Annotated in this window: 14 protein-coding genes; 2 read left to right on the forward strand and 12 right to left on the reverse strand. The window is 75.0% G+C overall.

Annotation, left to right across the window (positions count from 1 at the left end; translation table 11 throughout):
• Positions 1-319: 319 nt before the first annotated feature.
• Both AC02VZ_RS06555 and AC02VZ_RS06560 read right to left on the reverse strand, forming a co-directional pair.
• Positions 320-1921, reverse strand: a complete 1602-nt coding sequence (locus tag AC02VZ_RS06555) for a DEAD/DEAH box helicase (RefSeq protein ID WP_476474792.1) — start codon at positions 1919-1921, stop codon at positions 320-322.
• Positions 1922-2163: 242 nt separating this feature from the next.
• Positions 2164-2367 carry a cold-shock protein gene (locus AC02VZ_RS06560; RefSeq protein ID WP_006143946.1) on the reverse strand — a complete coding sequence of 68 codons (204 nt, stop codon included), beginning with the start codon at positions 2365-2367 and terminating at the stop codon, positions 2164-2166.
• A gap of 645 nt (positions 2368-3012) precedes the next feature.
• On the opposite strand from AC02VZ_RS06560, the gene AC02VZ_RS06565 reads away from it, so the two are divergent.
• Complete coding sequence (locus AC02VZ_RS06565; protein WP_476474793.1) at positions 3013-3423, forward strand: thiol-disulfide oxidoreductase DCC family protein; 411 nt, start codon at positions 3013-3015, stop codon at positions 3421-3423.
• 228 nt (positions 3424-3651) lie between these two features.
• On the opposite strand, the gene AC02VZ_RS06570 is transcribed toward AC02VZ_RS06565, so the two are convergent.
• The 6 genes from AC02VZ_RS06570 to AC02VZ_RS06595 form a co-directional block, all read right to left on the reverse strand.
• Positions 3652-4653, reverse strand: coding sequence for a DUF1648 domain-containing protein (locus tag AC02VZ_RS06570; RefSeq protein ID WP_476474794.1), 1002 nt, complete (start codon positions 4651-4653; stop codon positions 3652-3654).
• Positions 4650-4997: a GntR family transcriptional regulator gene (locus AC02VZ_RS06575; RefSeq protein ID WP_432056866.1), complete on the reverse strand. Its 348-nt coding sequence runs from the start codon at positions 4995-4997 to the stop codon at positions 4650-4652. The genes AC02VZ_RS06570 and AC02VZ_RS06575 overlap by 4 nt, the downstream gene beginning before the upstream one ends.
• A 235-nt stretch (positions 4998-5232) precedes the next feature.
• A complete protein-coding gene (locus AC02VZ_RS06580) occupies positions 5233-5496 on the reverse strand; it encodes a LapA family protein (protein WP_476474795.1) in 264 nt (87 codons plus the stop codon).
• An 84-nt stretch (positions 5497-5580) separates the two neighbouring features.
• A complete protein-coding gene (locus tag AC02VZ_RS06585) occupies positions 5581-6015 on the reverse strand; it encodes a DUF7144 family membrane protein (RefSeq protein WP_432056868.1) in 435 nt (144 codons plus the stop codon).
• Between the two features lie 217 nt (positions 6016-6232).
• A complete protein-coding gene (locus AC02VZ_RS06590) occupies positions 6233-6688 on the reverse strand; it encodes an SHOCT domain-containing protein (protein WP_432056869.1) in 456 nt (151 codons plus the stop codon).
• A gap of 288 nt (positions 6689-6976) precedes the next feature.
• The gene (locus AC02VZ_RS06595) at positions 6977-7645 is read right to left on the reverse strand and encodes an HdeD family acid-resistance protein (protein WP_432056870.1); all 669 of its coding nucleotides are present in this window, start codon (positions 7643-7645) and stop codon (positions 6977-6979) included.
• Between the two features lie 392 nt (positions 7646-8037).
• Here AC02VZ_RS06595 and AC02VZ_RS06600 point away from each other — a divergent pair, with 392 nt between their 5' ends.
• On the forward strand, positions 8038-9447 hold the full coding sequence (locus AC02VZ_RS06600) for a DUF2252 domain-containing protein (protein WP_476474796.1): 1410 nt from the start codon (positions 8038-8040) through the stop codon (positions 9445-9447).
• Between the two features lie 351 nt (positions 9448-9798).
• On the opposite strand, the gene AC02VZ_RS06605 is transcribed toward AC02VZ_RS06600, so the two are convergent.
• From AC02VZ_RS06605 to AC02VZ_RS06620, 4 genes are all read right to left on the reverse strand, one after another.
• The gene (locus tag AC02VZ_RS06605) at positions 9799-9996 is read right to left on the reverse strand and encodes a hypothetical protein (protein ID WP_432056872.1); all 198 of its coding nucleotides are present in this window, start codon (positions 9994-9996) and stop codon (positions 9799-9801) included.
• A gap of 167 nt (positions 9997-10163) precedes the next feature.
• Positions 10164-10640, reverse strand: a complete 477-nt coding sequence (locus tag AC02VZ_RS06610) for a hypothetical protein (RefSeq protein WP_432056900.1) — start codon at positions 10638-10640, stop codon at positions 10164-10166.
• A gap of 185 nt (positions 10641-10825) precedes the next feature.
• A complete protein-coding gene (locus AC02VZ_RS06615; RefSeq protein ID WP_476474797.1) occupies positions 10826-12667 on the reverse strand; it encodes an MFS transporter in 1842 nt (613 codons plus the stop codon).
• Positions 12668-12777: 110 nt separating this feature from the next.
• Positions 12778-15747, reverse strand: a complete 2970-nt coding sequence (locus AC02VZ_RS06620) for a helix-turn-helix transcriptional regulator (protein ID WP_476474798.1) — start codon at positions 15745-15747, stop codon at positions 12778-12780.
• Positions 15748-16236 lie beyond the last annotated feature (489 nt).

Raw genomic sequence — 16236 nt, forward strand, 5'->3', positions numbered from 1 at the left:
TTCTGCCCGACCTCGGTCCGGCCTCGGTTCGGTACCCGGTCCGCCAGCGGCGCTCCATGATCGCCGTCGGCGGGGACACGGCTCAAGGTGCTTGTGTCATAGGTGCGTTACAGAAGTACCGGCAGGTGTGCGGTGCGCAGTGGTGCCCCGGCGCCTCGGCACCGCGCACGCTGCCGTCACCGGTGCGAGGGGGTCCGGTGTGCGAGGGGGTCCGGTGTGCGAGGGGTGCGGAGTCGGGGAGAGGGAGAGGGGCGGCGGCCGGGAATCCCGGTCCGTCCGCCCCGGTCGGGCTGCTCCGCCCGTCCCCGTCCTCGCGTGGTTACGCGGCCGAGCCCAGGCCGTCTCGCGGCGACGATCCGCGCCGTGCGGCCTGGCCGGCGGTGCGGCCCTGACCGGCACTGCCGCGGCGACCGCGACGGCGACGGGACGGCGACGCGGCGCGGGGGCGCTCCGCGGGCGGCGCGGCGATGACGACCGGCACGCCCGAGGGGACCCGGGCGCCCGTGATACGGCTCAACTCCGCCTCGCCGGACCGCACCTGGGCGACCTGGGGGGTGATGCCGGCCGCGTTCATCAGGCGGTTCATGTCCCGGCGCTGGTCGGGCGTCACCAGGGTGACCACGCTGCCGGACTCACCGGCGCGGGCCGTGCGACCGCCGCGGTGCAGGTAGTCCTTGTGGTCGGTGGGCGGGTCCACGTTGACGACCAGGTCGAGTTGGTCGACGTGGATGCCGCGGGCGGCGACGTTGGTCGCCACCAGGACGTTGACCAGTCCGGTCTTGAACTGGGTCAGCGTGCGGGTGCGTTGGGGCTGGGACTTGCCGCCGTGCAGGGCCGCGGCGCGCACACCGTTGTTCAACAGGTGCTTGGTCAGCCGGTCCACCGCGTGCTTGGTGTCCAGGAACATGATCACCCGGCCGTCCCGGGCCGCGATCTCGGTCGTCGTCCGGCGCTTGTCCTCGTCGTGGACGTGGAGCAGGTGGTGCTCCATCGTGGTCACCGCGCCCGCCGACGGATCGACGGAGTGGACCACGGGGTCCGTGAGGTAGCGGCGGACCAGCAGGTCGACGTTGCGGTCCAGGGTGGCCGAGAACAGCATCCGCTGCCCGTCGGGACGCACCTGGTCCAGCAGCGCGGTGACCTGCGGCATGAAGCCCATGTCGGCCATCTGGTCGGCCTCGTCGAGGACGGTGACGGCGACCTCGTCGAGCCGGCAGTCACCCCGGTCGATGAGGTCCCGCAGCCGCCCGGGCGTGGCGACGACGACCTCGGCCCCGGCCCGCAGCGTGCCGGCCTGCCGGCCGAGGGACATCCCGCCGACGACGGTGGCCATCCGCAGGCTCACGGCCCGGGCGTACGGGGTGAGCGCGTCGGTGACCTGCTGGGCGAGTTCGCGGGTGGGGACGAGGACCAGGGCGAGCGGCTGCCGGGACTCGGCGCGCCGGCCCGCGGTGCGGGCGAGGAGCGCGAGACCGAAGGCCAGGGTCTTGCCCGAACCGGTGCGCCCGCGGCCGAGCACGTCCCGGCCGGCCAGGGAGTTCGGCAGGGTCGCCGCCTGGATCGGGAAGGGCACGGTCACGCCCTCACGGCCGAGCGTGGCGGCCAGCGGCGCGGGCATGTCGAGGTCGGCGAACGACGCGACGGCGGGCAGACCCGGGGTGACGGTCTTCGGCAGCGCGAACTCCCCGCCGGCGCGCCCCGCCTGCGGCTTGCCGCCGCCCTTCGAACGACGCGGGCCCCCGGAGCGGCCGGCACCCGAGCGGTTGGCACCGGAGCCGCCGCCGGAACGGTTGGCACCGGAGCGCTGGGCGCCGCCGCGCTGTGCGCCGGAGCGCTCGGTGGGGGAGCCGCCGTCGGAGCGGCCGGCGCCGGAGGCCCCTCCGGAGCGGGCGTTCGCGCGGGACGTGCGAGTACGGTTCATGGACGTGAAACCTTCCTTGATGCGGCGCGCACCAAGGAATTCCCGCAGCAGACGAGCAGCGCAGAGAATCTCGAGACGAGCCGGATTCGATGAGGGGGGCGGACGGCCGGCCGGGCACGTGTCGACGTGCGCCGGACGGTGGTGTGACGGAACTCCTGCCGTCACACGCCCCGGAAATCAGCGAGCCGGGACCCGCACCCGGAGGTGCGGGTCCCGGTCGCGAGAACGCGTGAGCGCGGGTGTCAGGCCGGAACGATGTTCTCGGCCGTCGGGCCCTTCTGGCCCTGGGCGATGTCGAAGGACACCTTCTGGCCCTCCAGCAGTTCGCGGAAGCCCTGGGCGGCGATGTTCGAGTAGTGGGCGAAGACGTCGGGGCCGCCGCCGTCCTGCTCGATGAAGCCGAAGCCCTTTTCCGAGTTGAACCACTTCACGGTGCCAGTAGCCATATTCTGTTTCTCCTTCGGAGACGGTGTCAGGAATTCACCGAGTGTGCATTCCTGGTCGCCGTGATGATTACCCCGTCGGAAAAACCTTCCGGCCAACCCCACCTGCAACTTCCACCGACCGTAGCACGGTGCGATCGGCCCCGGGCGGGCGTTGACCCGGTCCTGTGGACGGCCGGGAAATACCCGCCCTGGCCCCCACCCTCTTTCTGGTGCCGCGGACACAGATATCGCCCGCCGTGCGTCCCGCCGTCGCTCCCGCGCGAGCCCGCCGGCGACTCCCTGACCGGCGCGGGAGCGCCCGGGACCCTGCGCGGGGCACCGCCGTCGGCCGTCCGGCCACCGCCCGCGTGTGCTCCTCGTCCCGGGCGACGAAGGTCACACACGCGGGAAGGAGCCGCCGTCCGCCCCGTTGACGGACAGGCCCAGAAGGACAGGCCCGGACGGACAGGCCCACCGGGCAGGGCTCACAGCACAGCGGGGTCGCCCGAGGCCGGGGCGACCCTCGGGACGGGGGCAACCCCCGGGGCGGGGGCGGCGCCGCCCCCGGCCGCGCGGGGGGCGTGTCAGGGCTCTCGTGGGCCCTCATGGGCCGCGCACGCCCTCGCCGGCTCCGCTCCGGGCCCCGGGTGAGGCAGGCTGGAGGGCATGCCGACCCGACCCGTACTGGTCTACGACGGCGACTGCGGGTTCTGCACCTCGTCGGTCACCGTCCTCCAGCGCCTGCTGCACCCCGACTGCTCGATCACCCCGTGGCAGTTCGCCGACCTGGCCGCCCTCGGGACGACCCGGCGGCGGGCCGAGTCCGAGGTCCTGTGGATCACCCCGGCCGGGACCGTGTACGGCGGTGCCCAGGCGGTCGCCCGGCTCCTGCTGCGGGCGGGCAGGGGGTGGGCCGTGCTCGGCGCACTGCTCACCCTCCCGCCCGTCAGCTGGGTCGCCCACGGCGTCTACCGGATCGTCGCGAACAACCGCACCCGCCTGCCGGGCGGCACCCCGGCCTGCGCCGCCCTCCCCGCCCGCGACGACCGGGCGGCCCAGGGGCCGGCAGGCCCGTAGGGCGCAGGGCGAGGCGGCCCGGCCGGGGAGAGCGCAGGCCGGACCGCCTCGCCCGGGCCGGGACCTCGCCGAGGCGGCGCGTCCGTACGGCCCCCCGGCCGGACCGCCCACAGGGCCGTGACTCCGCCGAGGCGGCGCTTCGTATGGCCCTTATCCGGACCGCCTACAGGGCAGGCGCCCCGCCAGCCGGGTCAGGGGCGGCCGAAACCGGGCCGCCCCGCCCGCTGCTCAGCCCGACGCGCTCTGGCGGGTCAGGGAGTCGCGGATCAGGGAGTTCAGGAGGGCGGCCCCCCGCTCGGCGTCGTCCACGCTCACGGCGAAGTCCTTGCCGTTCCGGGTGCGGATCACCAGGCACTCGCCGGCGCGCAGCATGACCGTCGTGCCCAGCCCGCTCAGCCGGTACCCCCAGCCGCCGACCTGGGCCGCCGTCCGCGTCTCGACGCGGGCGGAGTCGAGGCTCTCCGCCGACCACCGCCGGGCCGGCCAGCGCCACGGACCGAGGCCGACTTCCAGGCCCTTCTCCGTGACGCGGGCCTGGACCGAGGAGCAGCCGAGCACCAGCACGGAGGTGAGGGCGAACGGCGCGGCGATCCCAGCGGCCCCGGACCCCACCAGGCCCCCCACCGCCGCCACCACCGCGGCCACCGCGACGACACCGGAGACGGCGGCCGTGGCCAGGAGCCACCGGTTGGAGGTGCGCGACAGCCACACGAACCGCTGCCCCGCCGGGATCTCCATCGTCGGCCCGGCCGCCGCCGGCACCGGGGCGGGTGCCCGGCCGCCGGCCAGCAGGGCGGCCACGCCCACGGCCACCGCCGCCACCAGGGTCGCGATCACCCAGCCCGTCACCGAGTCGGCCTCGCGCCAGTGGGCGTGGTCCAGGTTCGCCTGCACGATCGCCACCTGCGTGCCGAGGAGCGTCACGCCGCTGAACCCCAGCGTCGCGCCCACCCAGCCGCCGGCCCCGCCGCCACTGCCCCGGGTCCTCCACAGGGCCAGCACGACGACGGCCGCCAACAGCACCCAGACCAGCGCCGGGAAGAACGTCGCGGCCCACAGGGGCATGGACGAGTCCGGCTCACCGGATCCGGCACTCCAGTGCGTCGCCAGCCGGTCCGGCAGTCGGTCGCCTGCCGCGAGCGGCAGAGTCACCAGCAGCACCAGGACTCCCGCGATCCAGCCTCCGGCGGCCCACACCGCCGCACTCCTGCGCCCCGCTGTGTCGGTCACGGAATCCCCCTGATCATCTCGATGACGTCGTTCCTGCTGTAGCCGAGGCGCGCGGCATCGGCCACCACGTCCCGGACGCGGTCGAGGAGCGCCGAGCGTGCCCCGGCACCCTGAGCCACGGTCACGCCCCGACCCCGCCGGAACTCCAGTAGTCCTTCGTCGCGCAACGCCCTGAGTCCGCGCAGCACGGTGTTCACGTTCACTCCCAGCGCCTGGGAGAGGTCGCGCGCCGGGGGCAGCCGGTCGCCCGGCGCGCACTCCCCTTCGGCGATGGCGCGCCGGATCGCTCCGGCCACCTGTTCGTGCAGCGGGCGGGTGTCCGCGGTGTTCAGCTTCAGCAACATGGTGCTAATGAAGATAGCACCATACGTGTGTGCTGGCCACGGGCCATGAGGGCCCCACGGCCGCAGGCCCGCACCCGTCCTCTACGCGCCCGGTCCGCGACGGGGCCGCTCACCTCCCGGCGAGCGGCCCCGCAGGCGGGTTGGCAGGCGGGTTGGCAGGCGTGCGGGTCGGCGGACCGCCGGTTCCGTCGCGTCGCCCGGCCGGGGCGCGGGGCCGGGGCGCGGCGCCGGGGCGTCAACTCCGAGGGTGTGAAAGCCGGTTCGACCGCCGGCGCACCGTGAAGACGCAGGCGAGCAGGCCCAGGGCCCAGGCGATCAGGAGAGCCCCCCACAGGGGCATCGTCACCATCGGGACGAGCAGGCGGATCTCGACGCTCGTCCGGTTCTCGAAGATGAAGACCAGCGCGACCGCGGTGATCAGGACGAACGGTGTCAGGCGGCGGACGACGGGGCGGGACAGGAACGAACCGTGCGCCGTGTCCGTGTCGGTCCGGGTCATGGGGTTGCCTCTCGGTGCCTCTCGCCCCCCTCGCGGGTGCTCCCCCGGGGTCACCGGTGACCGGCCCCGGCCATCGGTGACGTGTCAGCGGGAACCGGCACCGCCGTACGAGTCGCCGTCGCGCTGCACCACGCACAGGGCCCAGATGATGAAGCCCGAGATGATGAGCACGACGACGGACCACACCGGGTAGTACGGCAGGGACAGGAAGTTGGCGATGATCACCAGGCCGGCGATGGCGATCCCGGTGATCCGGGCCCATGTCGCGGTCACGAACAGTCCGAGGCTGACGGCCATGGCGAGCACGCCCAGGGCGAGGTGGATCCAGCCCCAGCCGGTGAGGTCGAACTGGAAGACGTAGTCGGGCGTCGTGACGAAGACGTCGTCCGCGGCGATGGCCATGATGCCCCGGAAGAGGGAGAGCAGCCCGGCGAGGAACAGCATCACGGCGGCGAAGGCGGTCAGGCCGGTCGCCCAGTCCTGCCGTGCGGTGTGTGGCCGGGTGTGTGTCGCGGTCATCTCGGGTCTCGTTTCGTGGCAGGTGGGGGGTGGGGGGTGGGGAGGGGCGGCGGGGGCGGGGGTCGGAGGGCAGAGCAGAGAGGATGGGCGGGGGCCGGGGCCTCGGCATGGGGCCGGGGCCGGGGCATGGGGCCTGGGGCCGGAAGGCGAGGCTCGTGGTGCGCTGTTCGGGGCTCGCTCGGCCGGCTTCGGGGGCGGTCCGGACGAAGCGGGTGCGTCAGCGTGCGGCGGCGCCGGTGCCCGCGGGTGAGGTGGAGCCCTGACCCGACAGCACCAGTTCCTTCGCCCTGTTGAACTCCTCGTCCGTGAGGGCACCCCGGTCCCGGATCTCGGTGAGCCGGGTCAGTTCGTCGACGCTGCTCGTCCCGCCGGCCGCCGTCTTCCTGACGTAGGCGTCGAACTCGTCCAGCTGCGCACGTGCCCGGTTCGTCTCGCGCCGCCCCATGTCCTTGCCGCGGGCGATCACGTAGACGAACACGCCCAGGAAGGGCAGGAGGATGCAGAACACCAGCCAGCCGGTCTTCGCCCAGCCGCTCAGACCGTCGTCCCGGAAGATGTCGGTGATGATGCGGAAGAGCAGGATGAACCACATGATCCACAGGAAGATCATCAGCATGGTCCAGAAAGCTCCCAGCAACGGATAGTCGTACGCCAGGTAGGTCTGTGCGCTCATGTCCGTCCTCCGTCCCGGGCGTGCCCGGCCGTCGTCGCGTACGGACCTCAGGGTGGTCCCGGGGCCCACCGTCCGGCATCACCCGGCACGGGTGAGAGAGGCCGCCGCGCGGGCGGGCGTCGGAGCCCCGGAGCCCCGGCGCTCCGACGCCGTCCGAACGACGGCGCACGGCCGGACCCCCTTGAGCACAGGCGGGGGACGTGCCTCCCGATCACCGATGGCGACGCGCCTCCCGCTCACCGGCAGGGACGCCGCTCGCCCACCGGCCGGGGGAACGGTCCGGGGTGGTCAAGCCGTGGCGGCGGGCCTGCCCGGGCGTGGGGTGCGTGTCCCGCGCACCGCGGACCGCACCCCCACGGCGACCACCGCCTCGGCCAGGCCGAGCAGCACCAGCCACAGGCCGAGCAGCCGGGTCAGGGCGCGGGCCGATTCCGCGGGCAGGGCGAGGACGACGATCCCCGCGACGACGGCGAGGACCGCCACGGCCATGAGGAGGCCGCGGTGCGGCAGGGTCCCGGTGGCGAGGGCGGCGTAGAGGGTGAGGACGCCGGACACCAGCCACACCATGCCGACGATCAGCGAGAGCGCGGCCACGGTCTGCAGCGGATTGCGCAGGCACAGCACCCCGGCCAGCACGTACAGCACCGCCAGGAGCAGCCCGGGAAGCCGCTCGTGTCCCTCCCGCGCGAAGACGGCGACGAACCGGAACCCACCGGTCAGCAGCAGATACAGACCGATGAGAACGGCCACGACGTGCAGGGTCGCCTCCGGCCACACGAGGACCAGGACGCCGGGGACCAGCGTGGCGACGGCCGAACCCATGAGCCAGGTCCAGGACCGGCCGAGCCTGCCGAGCACCTGCGCGGGGTCGTCCACCGCTCCCGGACCCGTCGTGCCGGACCCCTCCGGCCGGTCGACGGGCCCCGCCGTTCCAGTCGTTTCACGGGGCACGGTCATGGGGCCTCCTCGTGGACCGCCCGGGCCGCCGCCGGACCGCCCGGTGGGGGCGTTCGGGGGAGCGCCGGAGGACGGGTGGACACGTCACGTGGCCGCACGTATCCGTGCGCATCTGCACGTGGCTGCAGACATCTGTACGTGTCTGCGCGTATCCGTGAGCGTCCGTACGTTGTCCGTCCCAGGATCGGAGCCGGCCCCGTCGGGCCGGGTCACCCGCCACGGGTGATCCCGGCGGGGCGGCGGGACGATGAGGTGGGATGCGGGCCCAGCGGCCCCCGGGCATCGGCTCCACCGGGGCCCACCGGGGCCCACTGTGCACAGCGCCCACCGGCGGCCCACCAGGCCCCCCGGCCTGTGCCGGTGCCTGCTGTGCCGGAACCGGAGGCCGGACCATGACGACACCCAGCGTTCTCACCGCCGCCCTGTCGCCGGCGGAGCGTGCCGCGTACGGCAGGAAGGCCCGGCGGCGGGCGCCCCGTTCGGGCCACGGCCGGTACCGGGCGGCGGACCGGCGGGCCGACCCGGTCGACCTGCTGGAGCGCCAGTCCGGTGAACGCGTCCCCGAGCTGGTGCCGATCCGCTACGGCCGCATGCTGGAGTCGCCGTTCCGCTTCTACCGGGGCGCGGCGGCGATCATGGCGGCGGACCTGGCGCCCCTGCCCACCAGCGGACTCCAGGTGCAGCTGTGCGGGGACGCGCACCCGCTGAACTTCCGGCTCCTGGCCTCACCGGAGCGCCGCCTGGTCTTCGACATCAACGACTTCGACGAGACACTGCCCGGGCCCTTCGAGTGGGACGTCAAACGGCTGGCGGCCGGATTCGTCATCGCGGCCCGGGCCAACGGCTTCACGCTCGACGAGCAGAACCGCACCGTGCGGGCCTGCGTGCGGGCCTACCGGGAGCGGATGCGCGAGTTCGCCGGCATGCGGACCCTGGACATCTGGTACGCCCAGGAGGACGCCGACCACCTGCGGCACCTGCTGGCGGCGCAGGGCCGGGGGGACGTGGAGCACCGCCTCGGGGACGCTGCCGCCAGGGCCCGCACGAGGACCCACGCGAGGGCGTTCGCGAAGCTCACCCGGGTCACGGCCGAAGGCCGGCGCATCACCGCCGACCCGCCGCTGATCACCCCGCTCCGCGATCTGCTCACCGACCCGGCCGAAGCGGGCCGGGAGGAGGAACTGCGGTCGGTCGTGGACGGCTACGCACGCACCCTGCCGCCCGAGCGCCGGCACCTGCTGCGCCACTACCGGCTCGTCGACATGGCCCGCAAAGTGGTCGGCGTCGGCAGCGTCGGCACCCGCTGCTGGGTCCTGCTCCTGCTCGGCAGGGACGACGACGACCCCCTGCTGCTCCAGGCCAAGGAGGCCTCCGAGTCGGTGCTGGCCGCCCACACGGGCGGGGAACGCCACGACAACCAGGGGCGCAGGGTCGTGACCGGCCAACGCCTCATCCAGACCACCAGTGACATCTTCCTGGGCTGGACCCACGTCACCGGCCTCGACGGGAAGGGCCGCGACTTCTACGTGCGCCAGCTGTGGGACTGGAAGGGCATCGCCCGGCCGGAGACCATGGGGCCGGACCTGCTCGCCCTCTTCGCCCGGCTGTGCGGGGCCTGCCTGGCGAGGGCCCACGCCCGTTCCGGCGACCCGGTCGCACTCGCCGCCTACCTGGGCCGCGGCGACCGCTTCGACCGCGCGCTCGCCGAGTTCGCCCAGGCCTACGCCGACCAGAACGGCCGCGATCACGCAGCCCTGGCGGCGGCCTCCCGCGAGGGCCGGATCACGGCCGCCGGGACGTGAGCCGACCGAGCCACCCAGCCGACCCAGTCACCCCGCCGATCCAGCCACTCAGCCGACCGAGCTGACCGAGCTGACCGAGCCGACCGGGCCGACCGCTGCCCGGACGCGACGAGGGAGCGGGAGCAGCGAGGGCCGGGGTGACGCGCGCGGGAGGCGGGGGTGACGCGGAGACGTGCGTGCGGGCGCAGTCGCCACGCGCGCCGGAACCGGCGAGCCGCCGTCAGCCACTTCCGCCGCCCCGTCCCCCGTCCTCGCCCCTGCGTCCCCCCGTCCTCGCCCCTGCGTCCCCCCGTCGTCACTCCGGTGTCCCTCCGGCGTCATCCCGTGCCGTCCTGACCTCCGGCCCCGGCGTCACTCCGGCAGCTGCCGCATCTCCAGGACGCGCAGGCCCAGTGACTGGCAGCGGGTGAGCAGCCCGTACAGGTGGGCCTCGTCGAGCACCGTGCCGAACAGGACGGTCTGGCCGGACATGACGACGTGGTCCAACTCCGGGAACGCGTCGGCCAGCGTCTGCGACAGTCGGCCGTCGATACGGATCTCGTAGCGCACGAACGGTCCTTCCAGCCGGACGGGCCACGGGCTCGGGACACCGTCCGGAGCTCCGGGGCGGACGGTCCTCTCTGGGACGATCCTGCGCCCCGTCGCCGCCAGCGCCCTCACCCGGTACAGGTGACCCGGCCGCTTCGCCGGTGCCGTCGCTCGCGGAGGCCGTCGGGTCAGTGCGCCACGGTGATCTTGATGACGACGATCACCAGGCCGAGCAGGACGTTGACCGTCGCGGTGACGGCCGTCAGCCGCCCCGAGGCGCCCGCGCGGTGGGCCGCGGCCACGGACCAGCCGACCTGTCCGGCGACGGCGACGGACAGCGCCAGCCACAGGGCGCCCTGGACGCCCAGTCCCAGCACGGGGCTGACCGCGATCGCCGCGGCCGGAGGCGCGGCGGCCTTGACGATCGGCCACTCCTCGCGGCACACGCGCAGGATCACCCGCCGGTCCGGGGCGCGCCGCGCGAGACGTGCCCCGAACAGTTCGGCGTGCACGTGGGCCACCCAGAACACCAGGCTCGTGAGCAGCAGCAGGACCACGAGTTCGACGCGGGGGAACGACCCCAGCGTGCCGGCGCCGAGTACGACGGAGGCGGCGAGCATGGAGCCGTAGACACCCCCGGTGTAGTCCGCGTGGGCCCGGTGCACGGCCCGCCGCTCCCGCCGACCCGGCCGTTCCCGGGGGCGCGACTGTTCCCGCGGGTCCGGCCGTTCCTGCCGGTCCGGCCGTTTCCGCCGGTTCGCGGGCCGGCTCTCGCCGGTTTCCTCGGCCGTCACCTGCGTCTCCTCTCCGCGTCCGGCCCGGGGCTCGTGGGTGGCCTGAACCCCGTCGGTCACGTGGGTTGCGCGGACCCCGCCGGTCCCGTGGCCTCCGTGGGTCCCGTGGGTCCCGTCTGTTCGGTGGGCCCCGTCGGTTCAGTGGGCTCCGTGGACTCCGTGGGCTCCATGGGCCCGGTCCCCTCCGGGGGCCCGGTGGTGCGGCCCTCCGTGCCGACCTCAGGCCTGGAGCCTGGCCCGGGGCCGGGCCCGGGGCCGGAGCCGGGGTCGCGTCCGTCGCCGCGTCCGTCGCCGCGGCCGGATGTGGGTTCCGTTCCGGGCGAGCGGTCCGTCCGGGCGGTCGGCAGGTGCGCGGTGACCAGCAGACTCGCGAGCGCGACGCCGCCGGTGGCGAGGATCGCCGCCTTCAGCCCGCCCAGCTGGGCGGAGGCGTAGGAGTCCGTCACGGCGTCGACCTCGGACGGCGGGAGTCCGGCCGCCTCGGCCGCCGAACGCACCTGGTCGGTCGGGACGAAGGTGACGCCGGCCTCCAGACGGACCCCGACCTCGTCCCGGACCGCCGGGGAGAGCCGGGGGTCGTCCTCGACCCGGGTGGTGAAGGCGCCGGCCAGCGCGCCGACCAGGATCGAGCCGATGAGCGCGGTCCCGAGGGCGGAGCCCAGGTTCTGCGCGGTGAACTGAAGCCCGCCGGCCTCGCTGCGCGCCCCCTCGCCGACGCCCGACTGGACGACGTTGCCGAGCTGCGAGGCGAGCAGACCGACGCCCACGCCCAGCACCGCCATCGCCCCGGCGAACTGCGCGTCGTCGATGACCGGGTCGATCGTGGCCAGCAGCCACACCACGGCCACCGCCAGGATCACCAGGGCCAGCCGCACCACCCGGCGCGGTCCCGCCCAGCGTCCCAGCACGGACCCGCACAGCGACGTCACCAGCATGGTGACCGACACCGGCAGCAGCCGCAGCCCCGTCTGGAAGGCGTCGAAGCCCTGCACCACCTGGAGGTAGAGCGGAATGGCGAAGAACAGGCCGAGCAGGATGAGGTTCTGGCTCAGCAGGGTCGTCAGCCCGGCCCGCAGCACCGGCCTGCCCAGCAGGGCCAGATGCACCAGAGGGTCCGCGCCCCGGGCCTCCCGCCGCCGCTCCCAGGCCCGGAACAGCGCCAGTACGGCGATGCCCGCGCCGACCACGAAGAGGGTGGGGGCGAAGCCCAGGACGGTGAAGGGCGGGTCGCGCGGCTCGACCCAGCCCCACGCGCTGCTCTGCAGCACCCCGAGCACGCCCAGAGCCAGTCCGGCGGCGGACAGCACCGCGCCGACCCCGTCCAGCCGGGGGCGCCACGCGGCCGGAGCGGGCATCGGGATCACCCGCCGGCACAGCAGCACCGCCACCACGACGACGACCTCGCCGGCGAACACCAGCCGCCAGGTGAGGTAGGTCGTCATCCAGCCGCCCAGCAGGGGCCCGACCGCGATCCCGGCGCCGGCGACGCCGCCGACGACCGCGTAGGCGACGGCCCGGTCCCGTCCGCGGTACGCCTCCGCGACCAGCGCCGCCATGGCCGGCAGCACCATGGCCGCCCCCAGCCCCTCGACGACGGACCAGCCCAGGGTGAGGACCCACAGGGTGGGCGCCACGGCGGTCACGGCGGAACCGGCGCCGTAGACGGCCAGTCCCGCGAGGAACATGCGACGCCGTCCCAGGATGTCCCCGAGCCGGCCGCCGATGAGCATGAACGCGGCCATGACCAGCGCGTACAGGGTGATGACGGCCTGGATGGCGGTGACCTCCGTGTCGAAGTCCTCGACCAGCCGGCTGATCGACACGTTCATCACCGAGGTGTCCAGGACCATCAGGAACTGGGCCGTGGCCAGGACGGCAAGCGCCCGCCAGTGCTTCACGTCGTCCCACCTCACCGAGTCGGGCCGGTGCGCTGCGGCACGTCGTTCCCATCCCACCCGGCGGCGGCGCCGCGTGCCTCACCCCGAGCGGGGGAGGCCGGGGGAGGAGGTCACAGGAGACCGAGCTCCCGCGCCCGGCGCACCGCGTCACCGCGCCGGTTCACCGCCAGCTTCCGGTAGGCGCTCTTGAGGTGGGTCTTCACCGTGTTGACCGACACGTAGAGGTCGGCGGCGATCTCCTCCGTGGACATCATCCGGGCCAGCCGCCGCAGGACGTCCCGTTCGCGTCCGCTCAGCTCCACCGGGACCAGGGGCGCGGGACCGGCCCCGGCGGCATGGGACCGGGGACCGGCACCGGCCACGGCGCCACCGGACCGACGTGCGGCACCGGCTCCGGCACCGGGCCGCCTGCCGCCGCCGGGCCGGGGGCCGGCACCGGACCCGAGACCGGCACCGGGGCCGAGGCGGGACCCGCGGCCGGCACCGGACCCGAGACCGGCACCGGAGCCCAGGCCGGACCCGAGACCGGCATGGGACCCGCGACCGGCACCCGGTTCGAGACCGGACCCGCGACCGGCACCCGGTTCGAGACCGGACCCGAGACCGGCCCGCCCCGACCCGTCGTGCGCACCCGGACGGCCCGGTCCCGGCAGGAGCCAGCCCTCGGCGAGTTCGCGCAGCGGGGCGGCGGTGAGCAGCGGCTCGATCCAGTCCCCCGCCCGGAGGAACGGTCGCCGCAGCCGCTCGCGCCGGGCGTCGAGCAGCGCACGGGCGACGAGTCGGCGGGCGGTGGCCGTGTCCCCCGACTCCTGCGCCACCCGCGCCCGCACCAGTGCCGCCCCCACGCCCACCGCCGGACCGGTGCGCCGGCGCCCTTCGGCACGGACGGCGCCGAGCAGATCGGCCGCGTCCCGGGGGCGCCCGGCCGCGAGCTGGAGCGCCGCCGCTTCCACGGCGCACAGCGACTGGTCGCCACGGACGTCACGGAGGAGGCGCGCGGCGTCGTCCGGACGGTCGTCGGCGAGGCACGCGGCGGAGCGGACCACCGCCGCGTGACTCCGCGCCCACGGGGAGGCCACCGCCGCGGCCACGGAGGGCTCCGCCGCCCGTGCGGCGGCGTCCGGTTCACCGTCGTCGAGGAGCAGACGCGACAGGGCCAGGGCCCGCCCCGCCGTCGGCACCGGATCGTGTTCCCGTGCCGGGAGCCGCGCCGTCTCGTCGAGCAGGACCCGCGCCCGGCCCAGTTCCTGCCGGTCCACGGCCACCGCGGCCAGGACCAGCCGGCCGAGGCCCGCGCCCGGTGGCCGGGGCAGACCCGCACGTTCCGCCTCCGCCACCGCGGCCAGAGCCCTGCGCTCCGCCCGGCCCAGCCAGCCGTTCAGGTAGTCGAGCAGGGCCAGGTGCCCCATCGACTCCACCCGGGGCAGGACGGTGGCGGATCCGCCCGGCGCGCCCGCCGCGCGGGTCAGCACGGCACGCGCGTCCTCGAAGCGCCCCTCCCACAGCCGGACCGAACCCACGTGGGTCAGCAGCAGAGCGGTCAGCTCCGGGTGCTCCTCCAGCCGGCGGCCGGGCAGGTCCCGGCGCAGTTCCTCGGCCGCCGCGACGGCCTCCTCGGCCCTCGGCGGGCACCCGGTGAGCCGTCCGGCGAGCGTCTCCAGCAGTGTGCAGCTGAGCCGGGCCGCCGCCAGGCCGGGGGAGTCCTCGGCTCCGGAAAGCTGTTCCCGGGCCCGTCGCAGCCTGCCCAGACCGTGGTCGAGGTCGCGTCGGGCCAGGGCGCCGGCCGCCCGCACGAGGTCGCTCGCCGGGCTCCTCGCTTCCGGCCCCATGCCGGCGAAAAGCTGGGCCAGGCCGTCCGAGCGCAGGCCCGTGAACAGCTGACCGATGGCGAGATCGTCGACCAGGGCGCCGGCGGCCAGGTCGAAGTCGCCGCCCGCGGCGCCGTGGGCGAGCGTCTCCGGGAGGAATCCGGAACGGCGCAGCCACCGCGCGGCCCTGAGGTGCAGCTCCGCCTCCACCCCCGGCAGGCGTTCGCGCAGGTGGGCCAGGAGGATCTCCCGGAACAGCGGGTGGAGGCGGTACCAGGAGTGTTCCAGCCGCTCGATGAACGCGTTCTCCCGGTGCAGCCCGGCGAGGAGACGCTCGGCGTCGGTCCGGCCCGTCAGGGCGTCGGCCAGGTCCGGGCAGAAACGGTCCAGCACGCTGACCCGCAGCAGCAGGTCCTGCGTCTCCTCGGTCCGCCCGTTCAGGACCTCCGCCAGCAGGAAGTCCGCGACCGTGCTGTGGTCCGCCTCGAACTCCTTCAGGTACCGCTCGGGATCGGTGCTCTCCCGGGCCGCCAGAGCGGACAGCCGCAGCCCGGCGGCCCAGCCCCGGGTGCGGTTCACCAGGGCCGAGGCGGCGGGCGCGGGAAGGTGCAGCCCGTGCAGGCGCAGCAGCGCGCGGGCCTCGTCCGGGGTGAACGCCAGCTCGGCGCCGCGGATTTCGGTCACCTCGTCGGCGGCCCGGTAGCGGTGCAGCGGGAGCAGCGGCTCGGTGCGCGTGACGAGCACGAGGCGCAGTCCCGGCCCGGAGTGGCGGAGGACGAACTCCAGTTGCTCCGCGACCTCGGTAGCGGTCATCCGGTCGTATTCGTCGAGCACCAGGACCACGGGGCGGTCGCGGGCGTTCAGTCCGGCGGCCAGCGAGGCCAGCAGCCCGTGCCCCACGCCGCTCGCGTCCGCGGGCGCCCCGACCGCATGGGCCGCCCGCACTCCCGACGCGCGCAGGGACTCGAAGACGTAGGCCCAGAACACACCGGGCCGGTGATCCCCGGCCTCCACGGTGAGCCAGGCGACCGGCAGCCCGAGCCCCGCCGCCCAGTCGGCCGTCAGGAGGGTCTTGCCCGCCCCGGCCGCCCCGTTGACCACCGTCAGCGGCGTCCGCAGGGCCTGGTCCAGGTGCGCGACGAGCCGCTGCCGCCGCAGGAAGGTGGCCGGCCGGGAGGGAAGCGCGAACCGCGTCCGCAGGTACGGATCGCCCAGCGGATCGGTGCCCGCCCCGACGGCGGCCCCCCGGGCCGTGCCGTCAACCGCGCCCACGCCCCTCACCTCCCGGTGCCCGGGCACCTCGGCGCCCTCCGGCCGCAGCCGGCGGCCCCCGCCCCCACCCGGCCGAGCCCCGCCGCAGCCGCCCCCGGGCCCCTCGCTCCCCGCCCCCACCGCCGCCCGCGCACCGGAAGGCTCGGACACGACGGGACGGTGCCCGTCAAGCAGCGCACACGCGAACGGGACGACGAGGTTGCGGCAGCCCGGCGCGTACCAGCGGACCACTCCGTCTCCGACCCGAACGGAACCCCACCGAGGAGGTCGACACAACCGAACGACAAGGACCAAGAATCCCGGACAGGACAGCACCCGTCCAAACTGACGAAGCGGCTCATGGCGACGCCCCTTCCGGCGGCGGCGAAGGCGCCACCGCGGTGGCCGACCGCGCGATCCCGGCAGCCCCGGCCCAGGGCAGACGTCGTCCCGCGGCTGCTCCCAGTATCGCTTCCGACCCCGGTCGGGGCATGCGGGCAGGAGCCGAGA

The organism is Streptomyces sp. 3-6, assembly GCF_056323165.1.

What these genes read in the sequence shown, in the direction of transcription:
- AC02VZ_RS06560 (WP_006143946.1), bottom strand. Translation starts at nt 2,367, where the DNA reads ATGGCTACTGGCACCGTGAAGTGGTTCAACTCGGAAAAGGGCTTCGGC.
- AC02VZ_RS06575 (WP_432056866.1), bottom strand. Translation starts at nt 4,997, where the DNA reads ATGTTGCTGAAGCTGAACACCGCGGACACCCGCCCGCTGCACGAACAG.
- AC02VZ_RS06580 (WP_476474795.1), bottom strand. Translation starts at nt 5,496, where the DNA reads ATGACCCGGACCGACACGGACACGGCGCACGGTTCGTTCCTGTCCCGC.
- AC02VZ_RS06590 (WP_432056869.1), bottom strand. Translation starts at nt 6,688, where the DNA reads ATGAGCGCACAGACCTACCTGGCGTACGACTATCCGTTGCTGGGAGCT.
- AC02VZ_RS06565 (WP_476474793.1), top strand. Translation starts at nt 3,013, where the DNA reads ATGCCGACCCGACCCGTACTGGTCTACGACGGCGACTGCGGGTTCTGC.
- AC02VZ_RS06600 (WP_476474796.1), top strand. Translation starts at nt 8,038, where the DNA reads ATGACGACACCCAGCGTTCTCACCGCCGCCCTGTCGCCGGCGGAGCGT.
- AC02VZ_RS06555 (WP_476474792.1), bottom strand. Translation starts at nt 1,921, where the DNA reads ATGAACCGTACTCGCACGTCCCGCGCGAACGCCCGCTCCGGAGGGGCC.
- AC02VZ_RS06595 (WP_432056870.1), bottom strand. Translation starts at nt 7,645, where the DNA reads ATGACCGTGCCCCGTGAAACGACTGGAACGGCGGGGCCCGTCGACCGG.
- AC02VZ_RS06585 (WP_432056868.1), bottom strand. Translation starts at nt 6,015, where the DNA reads ATGACCGCGACACACACCCGGCCACACACCGCACGGCAGGACTGGGCG.